The following is an 18,072-nucleotide window of genomic DNA, read 5'->3' as shown; positions in this document are numbered from 1 at the left end:
AAGAAAAAAGTCTATCATTCAGATAGACTTTTTTTACGTGTTCTTAAAACTTCACAAAAATGTCATTTCATTTCACTTTTTACATGGATTTTGGCTGTTTGTTCTCTAAATGGACACAAAATAACAAGGAAATATCAATCTAGAGTCGTAGATTTGAAAAGGAAATTAGAAATTATAGCTCTTTAATGAGAGCTTGTAAAGAGTTAGCCAGTCAAACAGGTAATTGAGTCACAATAGGGAAAGAATTTTGAAAGAGGTAAAAACAAAGCGGTTTTACAAAAAATGCATAAAATAGGATAATGGTCGCAGAGAGGTGAAGTGAATGACATATCAAGAAATGAAAGTGACGATACCCGGAAACAGCTGTACCCAATTCGGGAAGAGCATATTGATCTCGCAAATCCAATTCTCCACATTGGAGGCAATATTCGAAGTCGATGAGGCGGTTCAAAGAAAGCTTGATCTCAATAGAAGGACTGAAATCAGGGAGTTCATCATTGATTCTGTATCGGAAGGGGACTTTTACTTTTCCCCGTTCATCTTCTCGAGCAGGGGAGCGATCAAGGAAGAGAACGATGGAGGAGAACTGCCACCAGGAAGCAAAATATACATACTTGATGGTCAGCACAGGACCTACGCCCTAATTTCAGCCATCAGTCACTTAAGGGCGCGGAAGGAAGCGGAAGAAGAAATCGGTAACTTTAAGCAAGCGGAAAAGCTTCAAAAACAAATTGATAAGTTAAAGACCTACCCCGTCACCATTCAAATCTATTTAAATCTGGAAACGCATGAAGAAAGACAGCTATTCAATGATATTAATACGAAGCGAAAAGAGCCGCATATAGGATTGGTGATGAAGTACGATCAGCGGGATGAATATGCAGAACTGACACGGGACATTGCCAGGATATTAGAAAGTGAGATGGAGATAGAAGCCACCCTTTCGAGGATAACAGTGAACTGTACGGCGTTGACTTCGCTGACGATCATGAGGCGCTGCCTTATCGCTTTATTTGAAGGAAACGTCTCCGTGAAAACGGGCAAAGCCAATTATGGTGATGTAACCAAAGACGAAATCATCAGCATCGCAACCGCATTTTTCGAATCATGGCTGGAAATCTTTCCGAAGAAGATGGCAGACCGGAAAACATTCACATCCGGCTATTCCGGCATTCAAATAGCCCTTGCCAAAACGATCCACCAACTTCACAAACATCATGAAATCCCCTATGAAGAAGCAATCGATCACATGCTGCCATTGAAAGAAGCCTGCACATGGAAGCATGAGGATCCCTTGTTTTCACACATCTACGATCCCTTTAAAAAAAGAGTCAAAAACCATTCGACTACATACGCCATCCAGAAAACGGCTCTCGTGTTCAAACGAAAAATAGAACAGGAAGGAGGATGGCTGCATGATTCTAGGTGAATTGGACCGGAAAAGAAGGAAAATGGTTTCCTACTCAATCATGGAACTGGTCCACATGTATCGCAATGGACAAATCGCCACTAGGGAAATCAACCAGCTGCGGGTCCGGTCGATCAAGAATTATCTGTTGGACAATGCTTTAACGAAAAATATCTATCTGCCACCACTCGTTGCCAACAGCAGGGAAGGAACCATCCTTAATGGAGAAGCGTTCGAATTATCGATCATCGATGGAACCCAACGAATTGCGGCTTTCGCACAATTGGAGGACAGTATCCTTAAAGCGTTAAAGAAGGATGAAGAAAAAGTGAAACAAGCTTACGAACTGGATTCACTCATGAAGGAAAGCTCGATTGCCATCCAAGTATTTGAAGGGCTTACACAAGCGGAAGAATCCCAGCTCTATCTGGATCTCAATCTAAAAGGCAAGAAAGTGGCCCTTTCCAAACGGATTTCATTCGACTCGCGAAACAACCTCAACGTCATTACCAATCAGGTGCTTCAAACTCATCAATCGTTAAAAACAGCCGGTGTCGAACTTGAAAAGCGTTCCATCAATCGACCAGGCAATAAAAACCTGCTATCGCTATCGCAATTGAGGCAGGTCATCGGCATCTTCATGACTGGGAAGGTACACGTAAACATCGAAGAGAAAGTTTCATCAAGTCCGCTTTCTAACAGTGAATACATCAAACTCATTCATTTATATCTTAATGAACTATTCGACATATACCCGGCCGAACAGATGGGAGATTACACAAAATGCATGCTTGCCAGCTACCCTCTTTTCGTTGCCGTTGCGCTTTATGCCAATGACAAAATGGAAAACCAGCATATCGAACAAAGACAACAGCTGATTTCCACGAGAATGTCAAAATTGAAAGAGGTGGACTGGAGCCCTGCCAATCCCATTTGGAAGGAGTTTAAAGGAACGTACAAAGGACGGCCGCCATTATTTCACCTAAGCAAAGATAAAAACAATATCGAAGAGCTAGTGCGTTGGCTGTATAGCTGTTGAGGAGGTGAGGGAAATGTGATTTTGAAAACAGTAAAAAACCCCTAGGTGAGTACGTCCGGTCAGACAATCACCTAAGGGCTTGCGAGCAGGAGTATACCTGCCTCTATAACCAGTATACTCCTAAAAAATGAATAGTGAAATGGGGAGTGAATGGAATGATGATACGAAAAAACTATTTATTGAATATGGAAACGGTGGGAATGATGGAGCGTTACGATTCAAATGGTGTCGAGATGACGACGGTAGTGGAGGGAGAGAACACATTCCATGTTGCACAACCGCGTCAGGAAATCCTGAATAACACGCTAAACCACTTTGGCTTGGATCTGGATGGCGGTCTTGCAGCAGCCAAATCCGTGCTTGGCGGTAAATACAGGCTGCCCGTCTGCATAAATGCCCAGCTGGGAATGGTCTGGTTCTCCTCCCGCTCATTCCGGAAAAGAGGAGGGGTCTGGTTTTCCTACATTCACATTAGTGACCTCGAGGAAATGAACGAAAAAGAAACATTGGTCCACACAGACTATGGCCATTGCCTTCCTGTATCCTTAAGCAAAAATCAGCTTGCCTTCAAAAGGGACCAAGCATCCTATCTGCATACGACCTTCCATGGACGCTCTTTGGGCAAAAGAACCTTTTATTACGAGCCGGGAAGCGGAATCACCTTTTGCAAAGAACCTGGGGAGGTTCATTACAGGGTGAAAGGGAAGGCATAATAAAATCAATGAGAGGCAGACCGCCGAATTGGCGGTCTCTTGTATTTCCAACATATCATTGATCGTTTCTGCTGCCTTCTAGGTTAGGTTTTAATGAAATCGATCCAAGTTCTAGTAGTGTAAGAGAGATAACTGTCCTTTTTCCAAGCGATGCCGATTTGCCAGTTAATACGGGGGTTAAGGTGAATGACTTTAATCTTTCCTTCACTAACATCAATTTGTTCTAAATCACTTTGGGGGAGGATCGTTACATCCTCCACAAATCGCACAGTGATAAGGGGATATTCTTTGTGGAATAGTGCCATGAGTTCAGAGAAAATGTCCGACAAACCCCTTCTATTATCTTCTTTTTAATAGAATAGCTACTATTAATGATACTTGTAGGAAAATTATAATTAAAAAAGACAACATATAATCACTATCTAAAGATGCATTATAGCTAAGTATAAAAAATAAAATTACTGATATTACTAGGATAAAAATAAAATTAATAATGATTTGCCTCATAGCCCCTCCCATTCTAACAACAGATCAATAAGACAGAGTTAATGCATATGACCTTGTATCTGTAGTTTGAGTTGGTGTAATAGATAAACCGGCCGGATAAACTGACACAGAAGGTGTACCAGAAATTCTTTTATGACCATATTCTATTTTTATGTTTATTTTACCATTTTTAGATGTGGGAACATATACGTATTGTCCAATATACCCTTTATGCTTAGTTTTACTAGTAGAAGCTTTTAAATCATATGAACCAGCCACACCAGCACTTGGTTCCCAATTACTTGGAGAATACTTGATTGCATAATCAATCCAACGTCCATTTCCTTGTTGATCTTGAGAATATCTGTGTTGGTGTTGTGTTACTTTTCCTCCACTAGTTGGCAGATACAGTCCTGAACTTGAAGGGAAACCAATAGTCATTTTATCAACTAAATTATATGAAGGTGTTTTTAACCATTGAAAGTTACCGTACATATAAAATTTATTTTCTTTTGAACGATCACTAGTTACTTTATATACAGTTCCACCTAGTTTTATAGTTGTTGCAGCGATAGTTGCAAAAGTACTAACTTCCCTGGTTTAATAAATTCTGGTTCTATATCCATAATTTCTGATCCAGAATCTATAAGTTGAGCCTCCTCTTCAATTAATTGTCTTGCAACTTCAACAGGTAACTCCTCGGCTTCTTCTTGAGTATTGCCAACTTCATTTACAAAATAATCTAACTCTTCTTGAGTTAGTATTTCTTCACTACCGTTTGTACCATTTTCCTCAGCAAATCCTATTGTTGTAAAACTAAAAGAAAATAAAAATACTGATACTATAGATAGATATCTCGTTTTTTTGCCCCCCTTTAATACTATTATTCTATCATTGAGTAGTACTATTGTCTCATATTTTTGTATGAATTTATCGAAATTTGTAATTTAAATAAATTTTATCGATTAATGGAAAATTCCGAATGACCATTAAATAATAAAAATCGTTTCGCAAATTGTTAACTAATAGTGAATTCTGTAGAAAAGAAAAATAAAAAAAGTGATAAAAGTTTAAACCTAAACTTTTATCACTTTTTTACCTTGTTTTGAGTATGTTCAGCTTGGCGACATGTCCCTGCCTGCCAAATTTCGAAGGGCAAGGGGAAAAGGGTGAAGATTTTTTGAGTGTTTTTCTCAAAAAAATACTACCCGAACCTTGCGTGGAGAAAAGCCTTCTAGGAGATATAGAAGGCAATATTGGTCGAATAACCATTCATTTAAAAAACGTTAAGATCGTAGTTTTATGCTATAGAATCTCATTGCTACAGGGACACCCTCAATGTCAAAAGTACCATTATTTATTAGATGCCTAACCCGGTATTCAATAAATTCGTCTCCTAAATATTGTTCTAGATGACCAATTACTTCACCTACTAATCTTGCACTTTTCATAAAATCCCTATTCTTTTGTTGGCTGTGTACCTTTAGGGCCTTGTTGATGATGAATAGGTCATAAAAATCTTCATCAACGCCATGAACTTCACCATTATCCCAAATACGTAATACATCTTGTGCCTCAGCTAAAAGCTCCCATTCTTGATGGAGTTTTTTTCTATCCTCGATGGAAATAGGGGTGTTCGTTTTATTTTTCTCGTAGATCGACTTCAGTTTTTCCGGAGGAATTCCACCGGTAGTAAGAGGGGAGTATACCCTATTTGAACCCTTGAATTCTTCATGATAGGCTTTAGTCGTATTAATTAAAATGATGTTATTTCGTTTCTCATTCAATAAATACAAAACATATCTAACTCCTGTTTGTTCATGGGAACTATCGCCTGCCCAAAGGAAGATGGTGGTTTCTTCTGGAACATGACAAACTAAATCCTTAGTTTTATTAAAATCTTTCCCATAGTCCATTTCATAGTAATCATCTTCTGATAAAAACCGTGTTCTGAACCAATCTATTCTTTGTTTCACTCCAACTTCATCATGTAATTTCCAGATAGGTCCTACTGAAAAGATGTCCGAAAAACATAGCACCTGCTCTTCATTTTCCATACCTAGTTCTCTTAGACCCATTTTCAACGATCCAGAAGTTGATTGTCCAAAAACAATGTGTAAAACTTCACTCTTATTTATCACAGCTCTTGCACCAACTTTTTGTACAAGTTTAACTCATTTGCGGTAAATAATCTAATAAGCTTTATTTTATTGGAGCTACGAGTAGCGCCAATAATAAGTAATGCATCCGTTAGTGTTCCTGGTAAGGGCCGGAAATTCTCTATACCTGCTTTAATTCCAATAAAAAGTAAAAAAGGTTTCGGGATGAAGCCATTCCGAATCCTTTTTATCTACAAACTGTAGCTAAAGCATACAGGTTTTTAGCCTTTTTCTCGCGGTTTATCTTCCACTAATCCCCATTTAGTTCATTAAGAGTTCATCTTTTTTCATCTTTCAAACCGTCCAAAATGTGTATTTTCTCGCTTTATAAGTGCATCACCAAAATTGATTCTGCTCATAAGTCTCTCATGGTCCGAAGGAAAACGTTCTTTAATGTTTGCAACTCCCTCTATTGTTGGGATATCACGATCAGGGCTAGGACGTTCTTCTCTTTGAAATCCGTGGCTCAAACCACGATCAATATCGTTGTCAGCATTATTATTAGTAAGATCTCTACGTGTATCAAGGTTCCCTGCATTATTATCTTGTGGCATGTATTTCACTCCTTCGCTTATATTATTTACTGAAGGCATTAATCTATTCGCACGTCGTACTAATTCCTATCCGTATAATAACGAAAACATCTAATAGGTGCAGGGGCAATTTCGAACTTTATTCATCAGGGAAAAGGGCTGGAGGAAACCGTGTCATATAAAGGTTCCAAGAAATGATTGGCTGTTTGCCATCGGAGTTTGCATTGTGATTAATTTGGCCATTTGGGGCAGAAATGGTTCATGTGGATATGATTGATCATCGTTATTACGAATCAAACCGTTGATGTGAGTGTTGCAGCTTTCATGCAAACAGGACTAGCGAAGCATTTAGGCTTTAAAAATGTAGATAGTCATAAAAAATAACCAGTCAAGCTACATTGCTCAACTGGTTACTGACTTTAAATGTTAAATTCGAGTTAAAAAAAGACGATTTATTATGGGAACTGTTGTGGAATATACATTGATATAATTCAGAAATTGTGATAAATTAGTATAGAAACACATTTTTAAATACATCGAAACAGTTTACCCCTTACTATAAGTATAAGGTAAAACCCACCTCTAGTCAACCCCTATTTTTATTTTTTGAAGGAGTGTCTGATATGAACAATGAGATTCGGCAGGAGCAAGAACGTTTGGATGAGGTGATAGAAACAATTACGAAACAAATCAGCAAAATAGAAGGAGAAACTTCCCGGCGCAGAAAAGAAGTTGTTAATATCCGTAAACACTTTTGGGATGATCTCAAGGTTAATATGGATACTTTTGATGATTACCTCGAGACCATCATTGGCTTAAGGCAGCAGGCTCAAGACTTGTCACAAAGCGAAGGCGCACATAGATATTCCTTCAAGAGGTTGTCTACACTGCGCCGCATGCAGGAAGTTCCTTATTTCGGTCGGATCGATATCACTGAAGAAGGGTCCGAACTTACGGAACATATTTATATCGGGACCTCCACTCTTACTGATACAACAGGAGAAAACTTCATTGTCTACGATTGGAGGGCTCCGATTTCGAGTGTTTATTATGACTATCCTCCCGGCCCCGTACAATACTCTACTCCCGGAGGCATGATTTCTGGGATGTTGGAGAACAAGTGGCAATACATGATCAAGGGAGGCGTTATCGAATCAATGTTCGATACGAGTCTCACCATTGGAGATGAGATCCTGCAGCAGGTGCTTGGCAAGGGAACAGATAAGCATATGCACAGTATTGTTGCTACCATTCAACGGGAGCAAAATAGGATCATCCGGAACGATCGCGGACGTCTGCTCATTGTTCAAGGTGCCGCTGGCAGCGGCAAGACATCAGCTGCCCTCCAACGGATCGCTTACTTGCTCTACAAGAATCGGGAATGGCTAAAAGCCGACCAAATCATTCTATTCTCCCCTAACTCAATGTTTAATAACTACGTATCAAATGTGTTGCCCGAACTTGGCGAAGAGAATATGCAGCAGGTAACATTCCAGGAATACTTGGATCATCGTCTGACTGACTCGTTTCAAGTTGAGGATCCTTATGAGCAATTAGAATTTTTGTTGACTGCGGCGGATGATCCTTCCTATAGCACTAGGACAGCGAGTATCCAATTTAAGGCATCGATTCGCTTCTTTGAGATAATCAAAACATACAGACAATCACTAGAACTTTCTGGAATGATCTTTAGAGGGTTAAAGTTTCGGGGGGAAACGCTCGTCTCCGCCAAACAAATCTTAGAAAGATTTTATAACACAGACACCACATTGCGTTTTCACAATAGGGTTGAAAAGTTGAAAGACTGGTTATGTGAGTTACTTGATGAAACGGAAAAGTCTGAGTTGAAAAAGCCTTGGGTTCAGGAGGAAATCGAGTATCTTAGCAAAGAAGACTATCAAAAGGTATACACCCACTTACAGAAAAAACGCGGCGAAACTGAAGATTCCTTTGACGAATATGAGAAAGAGCAAAAAATGCTCGAGCGTATGATTGTTCGTAAGAAATTGAAGTCGTTACGCAAACGGGTAAAAGCACTACATTTTATCAATATTAAGGGAATCTACAAGCAACTTTTTGACGAACAAATACGGATCGAACTGTGGAATGAGGGTAAAACACCTGCCGAAAGGGAAATATGTTTATCAACGCAAAAAATGCTGGACGAAGGTAAACTGCATTACGAAGACGCGACTCCATTTTTGCTGCTGAAGGAGCTAATTCTAGGATTTCAGACGAATACCGCTATAAAATACGTGCTTGTAGACGAAGCACAAGATTATTCTCCATTTCAATTCGAGTTTTTGAAACGGTTGTTTCCTTCGGCAAGGATGACGGTGCTCGGTGACTTTAACCAGGCAATATTCGCTCATGCCAGCGAACGGGTAGATTTCCAGACTCTTGCCAGTTTATACGGAATAGGAGAAACCGAGAGTATAACCTTGGATCAAAGCTACAGATCCACAAAGCAGATTATAGAATTTACACGTGAACTAGTTCCTGAAGGCCATCGAATTAAGGCATTCGATCGTGAAGGCGAGAAGCCTGTACTAACTCAAGTGCCTAACCTTGATGAATTGCACCGCAAAATCGTGTCTAAAGTCAAAGACTTTCAAAGTCGTGATTATAATACAATCGCAATAATATGTAAATCTGCTGCCGAAAGTGCCGCGGCATACGATGCCATTAGTATCATTGGTGAAATTAAACTCGTACAGAAAGGCACAAATGAATATGAACAGGGTGTTGTTGTCATTCCGGCTTATTTGGCCAAAGGCATCGAATTCGATGCTGTCATCATTTATGATGCATCTGTGCAAACATATGGTGATGAGAGCTTACGAAGATTATTCTACACCGCATGTACCAGGGCTATGCATGACTTACAAATATATACGGTTGGCGAACCCAGTCCTTTCTTGCTCAACGATGCAACGAAGCATTTACTTCTGACAAATTAGCGCTTCCTTTTTTCTCCTTTAATTTTATTATTCTTTTATCAAATACTATAAAAGAATCTTTAGAAAAGGAGGAGATGAATTGAATAACGAGAAAGAACAAGTGGAAACGGGAGGAAGCCAGGCGACTGGTGAATCAACAACTCAAACAGTTAATGATGGTCATTATCATTATCCAGGGCCCATTGAAGAAGGCTATAGTGGAAATACAGGAAGAGCAGTGCAGCCTTCCCGGAAAGAAAATAGCGACATTCCTCAGAACAAAGACACAATAAATTACACTCGCGCTTTAAAGTAGATTCTCCAACTTAGTAGGGTATTTGGGAATTACATTTATAGGATTATTGGTTTATGGTTATACAATATGGACAGCAGCTTTTTTGAAACCTGTGTAGAATTTAGTTCTATGCAGGTTTTTTTCGTGATCTTGATAAGTTCCTGGTATAAAGGACGGGCTCTTCAGACTGTAGACAAACTCGATAATCGATTTTAGTTTTTTGAGGGTTTGTAAAATTAGAACGTTCTTTCCACTCCAGGCACTCGATTTCCGCGGGCGGTCCGGGAGCCTTCTTGGCGCTCTTTGCGCCTGCGGGGTCTCCCTTGGACGCGCTTTTCCCGCAGGAGTCTCGCACCTTATGTTCCAATCACTATTGTTTAAAATTTAGAAGCCCTCTCTATAAAGGACGGGCTCTTCAGACTGTAGACAAACTCGATAATCGATTTTAGTTTTTTGAGGGTTTGTAAAATTAGAACNTTTAAAATTTAGAAGCCCTCTCTATAAAGGACGGGCTCTTCAGACTGTAGACAAACTCGATAATCGATTTTAGTTTTTTGAGGGTTTGTAAAATTAGAACGTTCTTTCCACTCCAGGCACTCGCTTTCCGCGGGCGGTCCGGGAGCCTCCTCGGCGACTTTGCGCCTGTGGGGTCTCCCCTAGACGCGCTTTTCCCGCAGGAGTCTCGCACACCCGTTCCAATCACTATTGTTTAAAATTTAGAAGCCCTCTCTATAAAGGAGGGCTTCAGACTGTAGACAAACTCGACAATCGATTTTAGTTTTTTTGAGGGTTTATAAAATTAGAACGTTCTTTCCACTTTAGGCACTCGCTTTCCGTGGGCGGTCCGGGGAGCCTCCTCGGCGCCTTTGCGCCTGTGGAGTCTCCCCTAGACGCGCTTTCCCCGCAGGAGTCTCGCACCTTATGTTCCAATCACTATTGTTTAAAATTTAGAAGCCCTTTCTATAAAGGCGGGCTTCAGACTGTAGACTTAGTTTTTTTGAGGGTTTGTAAAATTAGAATGTTCTTGGAACGTAGGGCACTCGCTTTCCGCGGGCGGTCCGGGAGCCTTCTTGGTGCTCTTTGCGCCTCGGAGTCTCCCTTGGACGACGCTTTTCACGCAGGAGTCTCGCACACCCGTTCCAATCACTATTGTTTAAAATTTAGAAGCCCTCTATATAAAGGAGGGTTTTTATATCAATTTCCCAGACTCCCGTTATTCATCAACCACATCTGATCCATCAAAATCGGAAATTACGATCTATCAAACAGCTCAGCCCCAGATATACCTGGGTTGTCATCTCGTAAGGATTTAAAATAAGATCAAGCTCTTCCTCTGTTAACACATCATATTGCAGGCATAGTTCAAGTACTGATTTTCCTTTTAAAATGTAATTTATGCTACGTCTGATTGTTTAATTGAATCAACGTAATGGTTTGCTTTATCCTGGTCAAATTCACCTTCCGCCTTCGAAATGACAATCGCCGCCAATGAGTTCCCCACGACATTAACCGCTGATCTTCCCATATCCAAAATTCGATCGATACCGGCAATGAACGCAACACCTTCCACCGGCAGTCCCATAGAACCAAGTGTTGTTAAAATAACAACAAATGACGCACCCGGAACACCAGCTATTCCTTTTGACGTTAACATCAATACTAGTAACAACGTAATCTGTTGTGTAATGGACAGATCAATCCCATACATTTGTGCCACGAAAAGCGAAGCAAGTGCTTGATAAATCGATGAGCCGTCCAAATTAAATGTATAGCCTGTTGGAATAACAAATGAAGTAATGGATTTCGGGCAGCCAAAACTCTCCATTTTGTCCATAAGCCTTGGCAATACCGACTCTGAGCTTGCTGTTGTAAATGCCAATATCAGTTCATCCTTTAACACTTTCAGGATAACAAAAATGCTTGTCCCGGACATTTTCGCAATTATTCCAAGAACGACGAACACAAAGAAGACCATCGTCACATAAACAGCAACTACTAAGTTCCCTAAAGGGACCAATGTTGCAATACCAAATTTAGCAACGGTTACACCAATCAGCGCAAATACACCAAAGGGGGCAAATTTCATGACTAGATTCGTCACCCAAAACATGACTTCCAACACACCTTCAAAGAATCCAAGAATAGGCTTTCCTTTTTCTCCTATCGCAGCCACACCTAAGCCGAATAAAACAGAAAAGAAGATGATCGGTAATAAATCCGCTTGAGCCATTGATTCAAATACATTTTGAGGAACAATATGAGAAATTGTTTCCCCAAAGCCACCGCTTCCAGCCGTCTTTGTTGTTTCTTCATATTTTGAAATATCACCTTTTTCAAGCTTGCTTGTATCTAAACCAGACCCCGGGTGGAACAGGTTTGCCGCCAATATTCCAATAACAATGGCAATTGTGGTGACAATCTCAAAATAAAGAAGAGTCTTCCCACCTAACTTTCCTAGTTTTTTTATATCGCCCACTCCCGCTATTGAGACTACTAATGCAGCCATGACGATCGGGATGACAATCATTTTAATTAAATGAATAAAAATATCGCCAATCGGTTGCATGATGGCCATGGCTGTTTCATTACCATGGAATAAAGCACCGACACCGATACCAAGTACAAGTGCAACAAAAATTTGTGTAGCTAAGCCAAACTTTTTCATTTAAATTCCCCCTATGCAATTGTTTGTTAACGCTTTCAATATTTAGATTATTCTAAGTTTATAATCAACCTACTGAAAACTACTGGAACCTACTGATACTTACAAGTGATAGAAAAAATAAAAATTTCAGTCAAAACCCATCTCTCTTTTTTACCAGTTCATGTGTTATCTTTTTATAAAGTGACTGGGGAGGGACCATATTGAAAGAGAGAATAAGGATATTACTATTGATTATGATTGCAGTGCCTCTTGCGGGTGAATTCAAGTTTTATCCATTCGACGATACATACAGAGTCAGTTTGGGAACCCCCGTCTTTTTCTTGTTTTTGCTGTGGGGGAGGGGAATCAACCCGAATATTGCAGGCATTTTAACGGGGATGAGTGTGTTTGTTTTTCGTTTTTCACTGGCAGTTGGAATACGGGACATATCTGTTGAGGAAGCGATGTATCTTCATTTTCCCGCCTTTTTCTATTACTTCATCTTCGCGTTCGCCTTTCATAGGACGAAATTGAACGAACGGCACGACCAGCCGTTTATGATCGGGCTTTTAGGAGTATTGATCGAGCTTTCTGCAGGTGTATCGGAATTGGCGATCCGTTCCTTCTTGGCCAATCAGGACACACCATCGCTAGATATTGACCAACTCGTGTTAATCGCCTTCATTCGAAGCTTTTTCGTTCTCGGTTTTTTTAATATATTAAAGCTGAGAGAAGCAAAGTTCGCAGAAAAAGAGCAGCGCATGCAAAAGGAACAAATGCTGCTTTTCATTTCAAGTTTGTATGAAGAAACGGTTCAACTGAAGAAAACGATGCAAGATGCAGAAGAAATCACCCGCACATGTTATGATTTTTATCGTCGGTTAAAATCAGACGAGACGAACGGCCCCGATGCGCAAACGGCGCTGCAGATTGCTGGTCTTGTGCATGAAATCAAAAAAGACAACCAGCGGATTTATGCGGGGTTATCGGAACTCATGTCTACCGAAAACCTGCAGGAATATATGAACATCGGACAGCTTTGTAACATAATGGTCGTGTCCAATAGACGATATGCAGAGTCCCTTCACAAAGATATTTCATTTTCCTTGCATATAGATGGGGATCATCCTCCCTACCATGTATTTATGGTATTATCATTAATAAATAATTTGTTGGCCAATGCAGTGGAAGCCATTAAAGAAGAGGGATACGTATCGCTGCATGTGAAAAGGAAAGATCAATCCGTGGAGTTTTGCATCAGTGACAATGGACCCGGCATTGCACCGAGGCAGAAGGAAGTCATTTTTACGGCAGGGTTTACAAAGAAATTTGATGCGGCGGGAAACCCTTCGACGGGTATCGGTTTATCATATGTGAAACAAACTGTTGAAAAATTTGGAGGACATATAAGGCTTATGGATAACTATAAAGAAACCGTATTCATCGTGGAACTTCCGATTAATGCGATTATAGAGAAAGGGTTAACGAGATGAATTATTTCATTATAGATGACGATCCTGCCATTCGAGAAATGCTGACAGAGATGATTGAAGACGAAGACTTAGGAAAAGTGGTGGGTGAAGCAGAAGACGGATCGTTAGTGAATAATAGCTTGTTGTTTTTAAAAAAAGCAGACGTTGTCCTAATTGATTTGCTCATGCCAATAAGGGACGGAATTGAAACGATCAGGGCTCTTGCTGATGGATTTCAAGGAAAGTTTGTGATGATTTCGCAAGTGGAGGCGAAGGACCTGATTGGAGAGGCGTATAAATTAGGGGCGGAATACTACATTACAAAACCGCTGAACCAAGTTGAAATTTCATACATATTAAAAAAAGTAAACAAGCGGGTACTGGTGGATCAATCGATCCAGGGCATTCAACAATCGTTGAACTTATTTACAGCCCCGAAGTCAACGTTCGTGTCCCCCTCACATACAAAAAATATAATGGAAGCCGGACGTTCCTTAATTTCCGATTTAGGTATGATTGGGGAAGTGGGAAGCGAAGATTTACTAAACATTTTACGATTCCTCCAAAATGAAAAGCAAAGACTCGGTTCTGCCTACACGTTTCCATATTTAAAGGAAATTTTTGCAGGAATCGCTGTTGAAAAGCTGGGAGATCAAGCTGGAGAGGCCGAAATCCAGAAAGAAATGAAAGCCTCTGAGCAGCGTGTCCGCCGCGCTCTTCACCAGGCGCTCATCCATATCGCATCATTAGGATTGACGGATTATCTGAATCCAAAATTCGAAGCCTATTCTTCCACATTTTTTGATTTCTCGGAAGTCCGCAAGAAAATGCTGGAGCTAGAAGACAAAAGCAAAAAAGTAAGCAACCAGAGCCGCAATAACCTGAAAAAGTTTATCCAGGTGTTGTTTATGGAAGCGAGACAGATGGTAAAATAATAAACCCTAAATTAAACAACGAAAACGTGACTGAAACCAAAAACACAAGCCGAATAGATTGAAAATTTACAAAACAATTAATTGTAGGATAAAGACAAATCCGTTCAAATGGTTTTGTCTTTATCGCTTTTTTCTTCATATTCGATATAGTGTTTTGTATCTTGTTCATGGTAGTTTCTTTTAACATCATCTTTTTTCCCCATAATCATGTCATCGTAAGGTGTATACATGCTAGAAGGAGTTTTCTTTTTGAAAATCATCCTGTAGCCAATCAATCCGATACTGCCAACTACAATAATAGTAAATAGATACGAAACCATACAAGCCCCTCCAGAACTTATCTATGCAGTAAATAAGATAAGTGTAATTACCATATTATAACATATGATAAAGGGCCAATTTTACTCTATATCTTTTATTGCATGTACAGATAAGGAGCAGTGGAATTACGGATTACAAAGAAGGACTCGTTTTTAATTTAGAACAGTTCGGACATAATATACTTGGAGGTGAAGCAAATGAGCAAAAAGACAGGAAGAGGTCGAATCGCACCAAGTGTTAACCCGCAGGGACATGGAAAAGATGTGGAATTCTCCACTGAGCCAAAAAGCGAGCTTGAAAACAAGGCAAAAAAGTCCAATACAAAATAAGCGCATTGGGCAAAAATATGGTCATAATTCATAAAGAATGCCCTTCTCTTAGACGAGAGGGGCTTTTATATTCTATAAGAAGGCTCAATTTGCATAGAATTATAAAAATATCCTACATTGAATATTGGTTATTTAGGCTTATGAGGCGTGATTCTTCATTTATTTTGCAGAATACTCTTCATGATAAACGGGAAGTGTTACTGAAATCGTTGTTCCCTTATTCAAAAGGCTAGTTATATGAAGTGTTCCATTCATTGTTTGGATGGTCTTAACAGCTACCATTGATCCTAACCCTGTTCCTTTTTCTTTGGAACTGTAATAAGGTTCGCCAAAACGATTTATTTGTTCCTTGTTCATTCCTATTCCATTGTCACTTATTTCGATAATGATGTCGAAATTATTTACATAGGAAACAATACTAAGTTCCCCGCCGTTTGGCATTGCTTCTATACCATTTTTAATTAGGTTTAGGAAGCATTGCTTGAAATGCTGAATATTCCCCCGGGTAATGCCTGGAGTCAACTGTTCAGATATAGTAATTAAATTCATGCTAGCCAATGGTTTTATCATTTCAATTACATATCCTATTTCACGGTTAATTGAAATATTATCCACCTTTTCGATTGCAGGTTTTGCAAATGCTAAGTATTCACAAATAATGGATTCTGCACTATTAAGCTCTCTAACAACATGCTGTATATATTGCTCTTTTACTTCTTGAGTTAGATCAGGAGCCTTTAGCAGTTGAACAAATCCTTTCACAACTGTTAAAGGATTTCTAACTTCATGTGAAATACTTGCAGCAAGCTGACTGACTACCTCCATTTTTTCAAGCCTTATCATTTGTGTTCGGATTAAAATCGCATCTTTTAAAATTTCCATGATATACACAGCCAAACCGATAATGAAAGGAGGGAGGATAATAAAGTAAAATACATACGCCTCCGTTATTTGAAAATATTCAGACATAATGAGTGAAATAAGGCTGGTAAGTATTCCTAGAAACAAAATTAATAGTATGGAGCTATTTAGCTTATTTTTTCTATTAAAAGTATTGAATTTTGAAGAAAATAGAGCCGTTATAATAAATATAACCATATAAACAATTAACGTAAGGGAATTGAAACCATAAAAAGCAAACCTAAGAGTTAATATTATGACTAACAGGGCAGCCCCTACAGGCCAACCACCATAAAGTGTCCCTATTATAAAAGGAATTTGCCGGAGATCATGGATACAGTATTCATCTATATAAATAGGAAACTTCATACATAATATAATAGGAATGCTCATGCATGCAGTGATAAGGGTCTTGGGGTACTGACTTAACTTTTTGACATGATCTAATAAAGTATAATAAATCAAAATACTTACTAAAATATAAAAGAGATTATCTAATATGTTTTGATTAATAAAATTCATTGGATTCTCCCGGAAATTAACAGTTTGGTCTATTATACAAGAATAACACTAAAAAGGAGCGTTTAATAAAGTGATTTATTTACAGAAGGACATTTAAATTCAAAAAAAGTTGTTTAAAGCGCCTCTAGGTATTTACCGATTTATCAATTGTAAATTTTGTTTTACATAATAAAGGAAATATAATATAGGTAGAGGTGATTTTCATTGAAAAGATGGACAAGAGAAACAGAAATTGACGCTCCAATTGAACAGGTTTGGAAGTTTCTTGATGGTTCTGTAGAAAATATGCAAAAAATCATGTCTCAAGTAGTTGAACACAAGCCCGTTAAAATAACGGAAGAAGTGGTTGGAAGCGTATATCGCCAAAAATATCGAGAAGGAAAACGTACAGAAGAGTATGATATAGAAACATTAGAATATTTGAATGAAACTAATGAAAAAAAGCTAAAAGTAGGCTTTACACTTGCTAAAATGTTTGAAATTACAGCTTTTTATGAACTAAAAAAAATCAATGATAATAAGACTTCCTTTACATATACAGTCACCAGCCGACCGATAAAGTGGTTTTTGAAATTACTTTTATTATTTGCCACCGATAAAGTGGTAGTTGAATTTTTAGAACGTGTCAAAAATGTAGCTGAAGCAGAAACGGGTAGGTAATGATTTAAGTTTACTTAAAATCTGTGCATAAGAATCCACTTGAACAATTTTTTCAAGATGGATTCTTTTTATTAGTGTATTAATCTTTCAAACCTTGGCACCTCTGGTGCCAGTTTTTTTTGTGGGGAAAAAGGTATCACATGAGAGGTGTAATGGGTTCACCTCTTTTTAACCCCTCTACTATTTTTAAGGAGAAATATTCCGAATATGAAAATCCTGAGTTCAATTTTGGGATCGATTAATTTGAATTTTTGGCTATTATGCCATTATAGGAATAAAAATTAAAAATGGGGAGAAGAAAATGAAAAAGCAGTTGATGAGGGTAGGGAGTTTATGTGTTTTATTGAGTATGTTTAATTTAAATGCTGTATTGGCAGAGACAAATTTAAGTAATGATGTAAATGAAAATATGGATGATTTGCCTATGGATTTACTCGAGGAACTTGAAGGTGCTGACACCTTTTAAGAGAACCATACATGAATTAGTGTTTGATGGACTTATAGATCAATTAGGCTTAGTTGTTAGCACACCAATCCTAAGCAAATTCCTCCGAGCCGTTTCATTAATGTCCAAATATACAATAAATACAATTTATGTAACTTTATACATAATTTATATGTTAATATTTGATTAGAATAGTGGAGTTAGTATAGTTTCATGGACACATTTTAGTTAAGTCCTTACAATGATTTTTGAGAGGATGTGTCCGTCTTGGA

17 protein-coding genes are annotated in these 18,072 nt (G+C 38.8%); 10 read left to right on the top strand and 7 right to left on the bottom strand.

The annotated features are described in order from the left end of the window. Window positions 1-322 precede the first annotated feature (322 nt). The 3 genes from ACFX4X_RS19385 to ACFX4X_RS19375 all read left to right on the top strand — a co-directional run bounded on the left by ACFX4X_RS19385 (window position 323) and on the right by ACFX4X_RS19375 (window position 3,160). Complete coding sequence (locus ACFX4X_RS19385) at window positions 323-1,429, top strand: DNA sulfur modification protein DndB (RefSeq protein WP_377385494.1); 1,107 nt, start codon at window positions 323-325, stop codon at window positions 1,427-1,429. Beyond that, complete coding sequence (locus ACFX4X_RS19380) at window positions 1,416-2,447, top strand: DNA sulfur modification protein DndB (protein ID WP_377385491.1); 1,032 nt, start codon at window positions 1,416-1,418, stop codon at window positions 2,445-2,447. Before ACFX4X_RS19385 ends, ACFX4X_RS19380 begins: the two co-directional genes overlap by 14 nt. A gap of 155 nt (window positions 2,448-2,602) precedes the next feature. Next, window positions 2,603-3,160, top strand: a complete 558-nt coding sequence (locus tag ACFX4X_RS19375) for a competence protein ComK (RefSeq protein WP_377385488.1) — start codon at window positions 2,603-2,605, stop codon at window positions 3,158-3,160. 83 nt (window positions 3,161-3,243) lie between these two features. Here ACFX4X_RS19375 and ACFX4X_RS19370 read toward each other — a convergent pair whose 3' ends face one another. The 4 genes from ACFX4X_RS19370 to ACFX4X_RS19355 form a co-directional block, all read right to left on the bottom strand. Then, window positions 3,244-3,489: a type 2 periplasmic-binding domain-containing protein gene (locus ACFX4X_RS19370; RefSeq protein WP_377385485.1), complete on the bottom strand. Its 246-nt coding sequence runs from the start codon at window positions 3,487-3,489 to the stop codon at window positions 3,244-3,246. Window positions 3,490-3,691: 202 nt separating this feature from the next. After that, window positions 3,692-4,141 (bottom strand): hypothetical protein, encoded by a 450-nt coding sequence (locus tag ACFX4X_RS19365; RefSeq protein ID WP_377385482.1) that lies wholly within the window; start codon window positions 4,139-4,141, stop codon window positions 3,692-3,694. Window positions 4,142-4,932: 791 nt separating this feature from the next. Further along, window positions 4,933-5,787: a DUF1835 domain-containing protein gene (locus tag ACFX4X_RS19360; RefSeq protein ID WP_377385479.1), complete on the bottom strand. Its 855-nt coding sequence runs from the start codon at window positions 5,785-5,787 to the stop codon at window positions 4,933-4,935. Window positions 5,788-6,092: 305 nt separating this feature from the next. Next, entirely contained in the window at window positions 6,093-6,359 is a 267-nt protein-coding gene (locus ACFX4X_RS19355; RefSeq protein ID WP_377385476.1) for a hypothetical protein, read from the bottom strand. A gap of 602 nt (window positions 6,360-6,961) precedes the next feature. Between ACFX4X_RS19355 and helD the strand changes: the two genes are divergently transcribed. Then, window positions 6,962-9,298 (top strand): RNA polymerase recycling motor HelD, encoded by a 2,337-nt coding sequence (gene helD, locus ACFX4X_RS19350; protein ID WP_377385473.1) that lies wholly within the window; start codon window positions 6,962-6,964, stop codon window positions 9,296-9,298. A gap of 79 nt (window positions 9,299-9,377) precedes the next feature. Next, the gene (locus ACFX4X_RS19345; protein WP_377385470.1) at window positions 9,378-9,593 is read left to right on the top strand and encodes a hypothetical protein; all 216 of its coding nucleotides are present in this window, start codon (window positions 9,378-9,380) and stop codon (window positions 9,591-9,593) included. Between the two features lie 1,372 nt (window positions 9,594-10,965). Here the strand turns inward: ACFX4X_RS19345 and ACFX4X_RS19340 are convergent. Beyond that, window positions 10,966-12,237, bottom strand: a complete 1,272-nt coding sequence (locus ACFX4X_RS19340; protein ID WP_377385467.1) for a cation:dicarboxylate symporter family transporter — start codon at window positions 12,235-12,237, stop codon at window positions 10,966-10,968. A gap of 200 nt (window positions 12,238-12,437) precedes the next feature. Here ACFX4X_RS19340 and ACFX4X_RS19335 point away from each other — a divergent pair, with 200 nt between their 5' ends. Next, complete coding sequence (locus ACFX4X_RS19335) at window positions 12,438-13,709, top strand: sensor histidine kinase (RefSeq protein ID WP_377385464.1); 1,272 nt, start codon at window positions 12,438-12,440, stop codon at window positions 13,707-13,709. Continuing rightward, window positions 13,706-14,623 (top strand): response regulator, encoded by a 918-nt coding sequence (locus tag ACFX4X_RS19330; RefSeq protein WP_377385461.1) that lies wholly within the window; start codon window positions 13,706-13,708, stop codon window positions 14,621-14,623. Before ACFX4X_RS19335 ends, ACFX4X_RS19330 begins: the two co-directional genes overlap by 4 nt. A gap of 104 nt (window positions 14,624-14,727) precedes the next feature. On the opposite strand, the gene ACFX4X_RS19325 is transcribed toward ACFX4X_RS19330, so the two are convergent. Continuing rightward, complete coding sequence (locus ACFX4X_RS19325) at window positions 14,728-14,943, bottom strand: DUF3951 domain-containing protein (protein WP_377385458.1); 216 nt, start codon at window positions 14,941-14,943, stop codon at window positions 14,728-14,730. 198 nt (window positions 14,944-15,141) lie between these two features. On the opposite strand from ACFX4X_RS19325, the gene sspL reads away from it, so the two are divergent. Beyond that, complete coding sequence (sspL, locus tag ACFX4X_RS19320) at window positions 15,142-15,273, top strand: small, acid-soluble spore protein L (protein WP_061464729.1); 132 nt, start codon at window positions 15,142-15,144, stop codon at window positions 15,271-15,273. A gap of 159 nt (window positions 15,274-15,432) precedes the next feature. Here sspL and ACFX4X_RS19315 read toward each other — a convergent pair whose 3' ends face one another. After that, window positions 15,433-16,695, bottom strand: a complete 1,263-nt coding sequence (locus tag ACFX4X_RS19315) for an ATP-binding protein (protein WP_377385453.1) — start codon at window positions 16,693-16,695, stop codon at window positions 15,433-15,435. 204 nt (window positions 16,696-16,899) lie between these two features. Here ACFX4X_RS19315 and ACFX4X_RS19310 point away from each other — a divergent pair, with 204 nt between their 5' ends. Together ACFX4X_RS19310 and ACFX4X_RS19305 are read left to right on the top strand one after the other, a co-directional pair. Further along, window positions 16,900-17,355 (top strand): SRPBCC family protein, encoded by a 456-nt coding sequence (locus ACFX4X_RS19310; protein WP_377385450.1) that lies wholly within the window; start codon window positions 16,900-16,902, stop codon window positions 17,353-17,355. Window positions 17,356-17,656: 301 nt separating this feature from the next. Next, window positions 17,657-17,821: a hypothetical protein gene (locus ACFX4X_RS19305; RefSeq protein WP_377385447.1), complete on the top strand. Its 165-nt coding sequence runs from the start codon at window positions 17,657-17,659 to the stop codon at window positions 17,819-17,821. The last annotated feature ends 251 nt before the right edge of the window (window positions 17,822-18,072 follow it).

The organism is Peribacillus sp. YIM B13481, assembly GCF_042787985.1.
GTDB classification, from domain to species: domain Bacteria; phylum Bacillota; class Bacilli; order Bacillales; family DSM-1321; genus Peribacillus; species Peribacillus simplex_A.
This window is presented reverse-complemented; position numbering and strand designations above follow the sequence as displayed.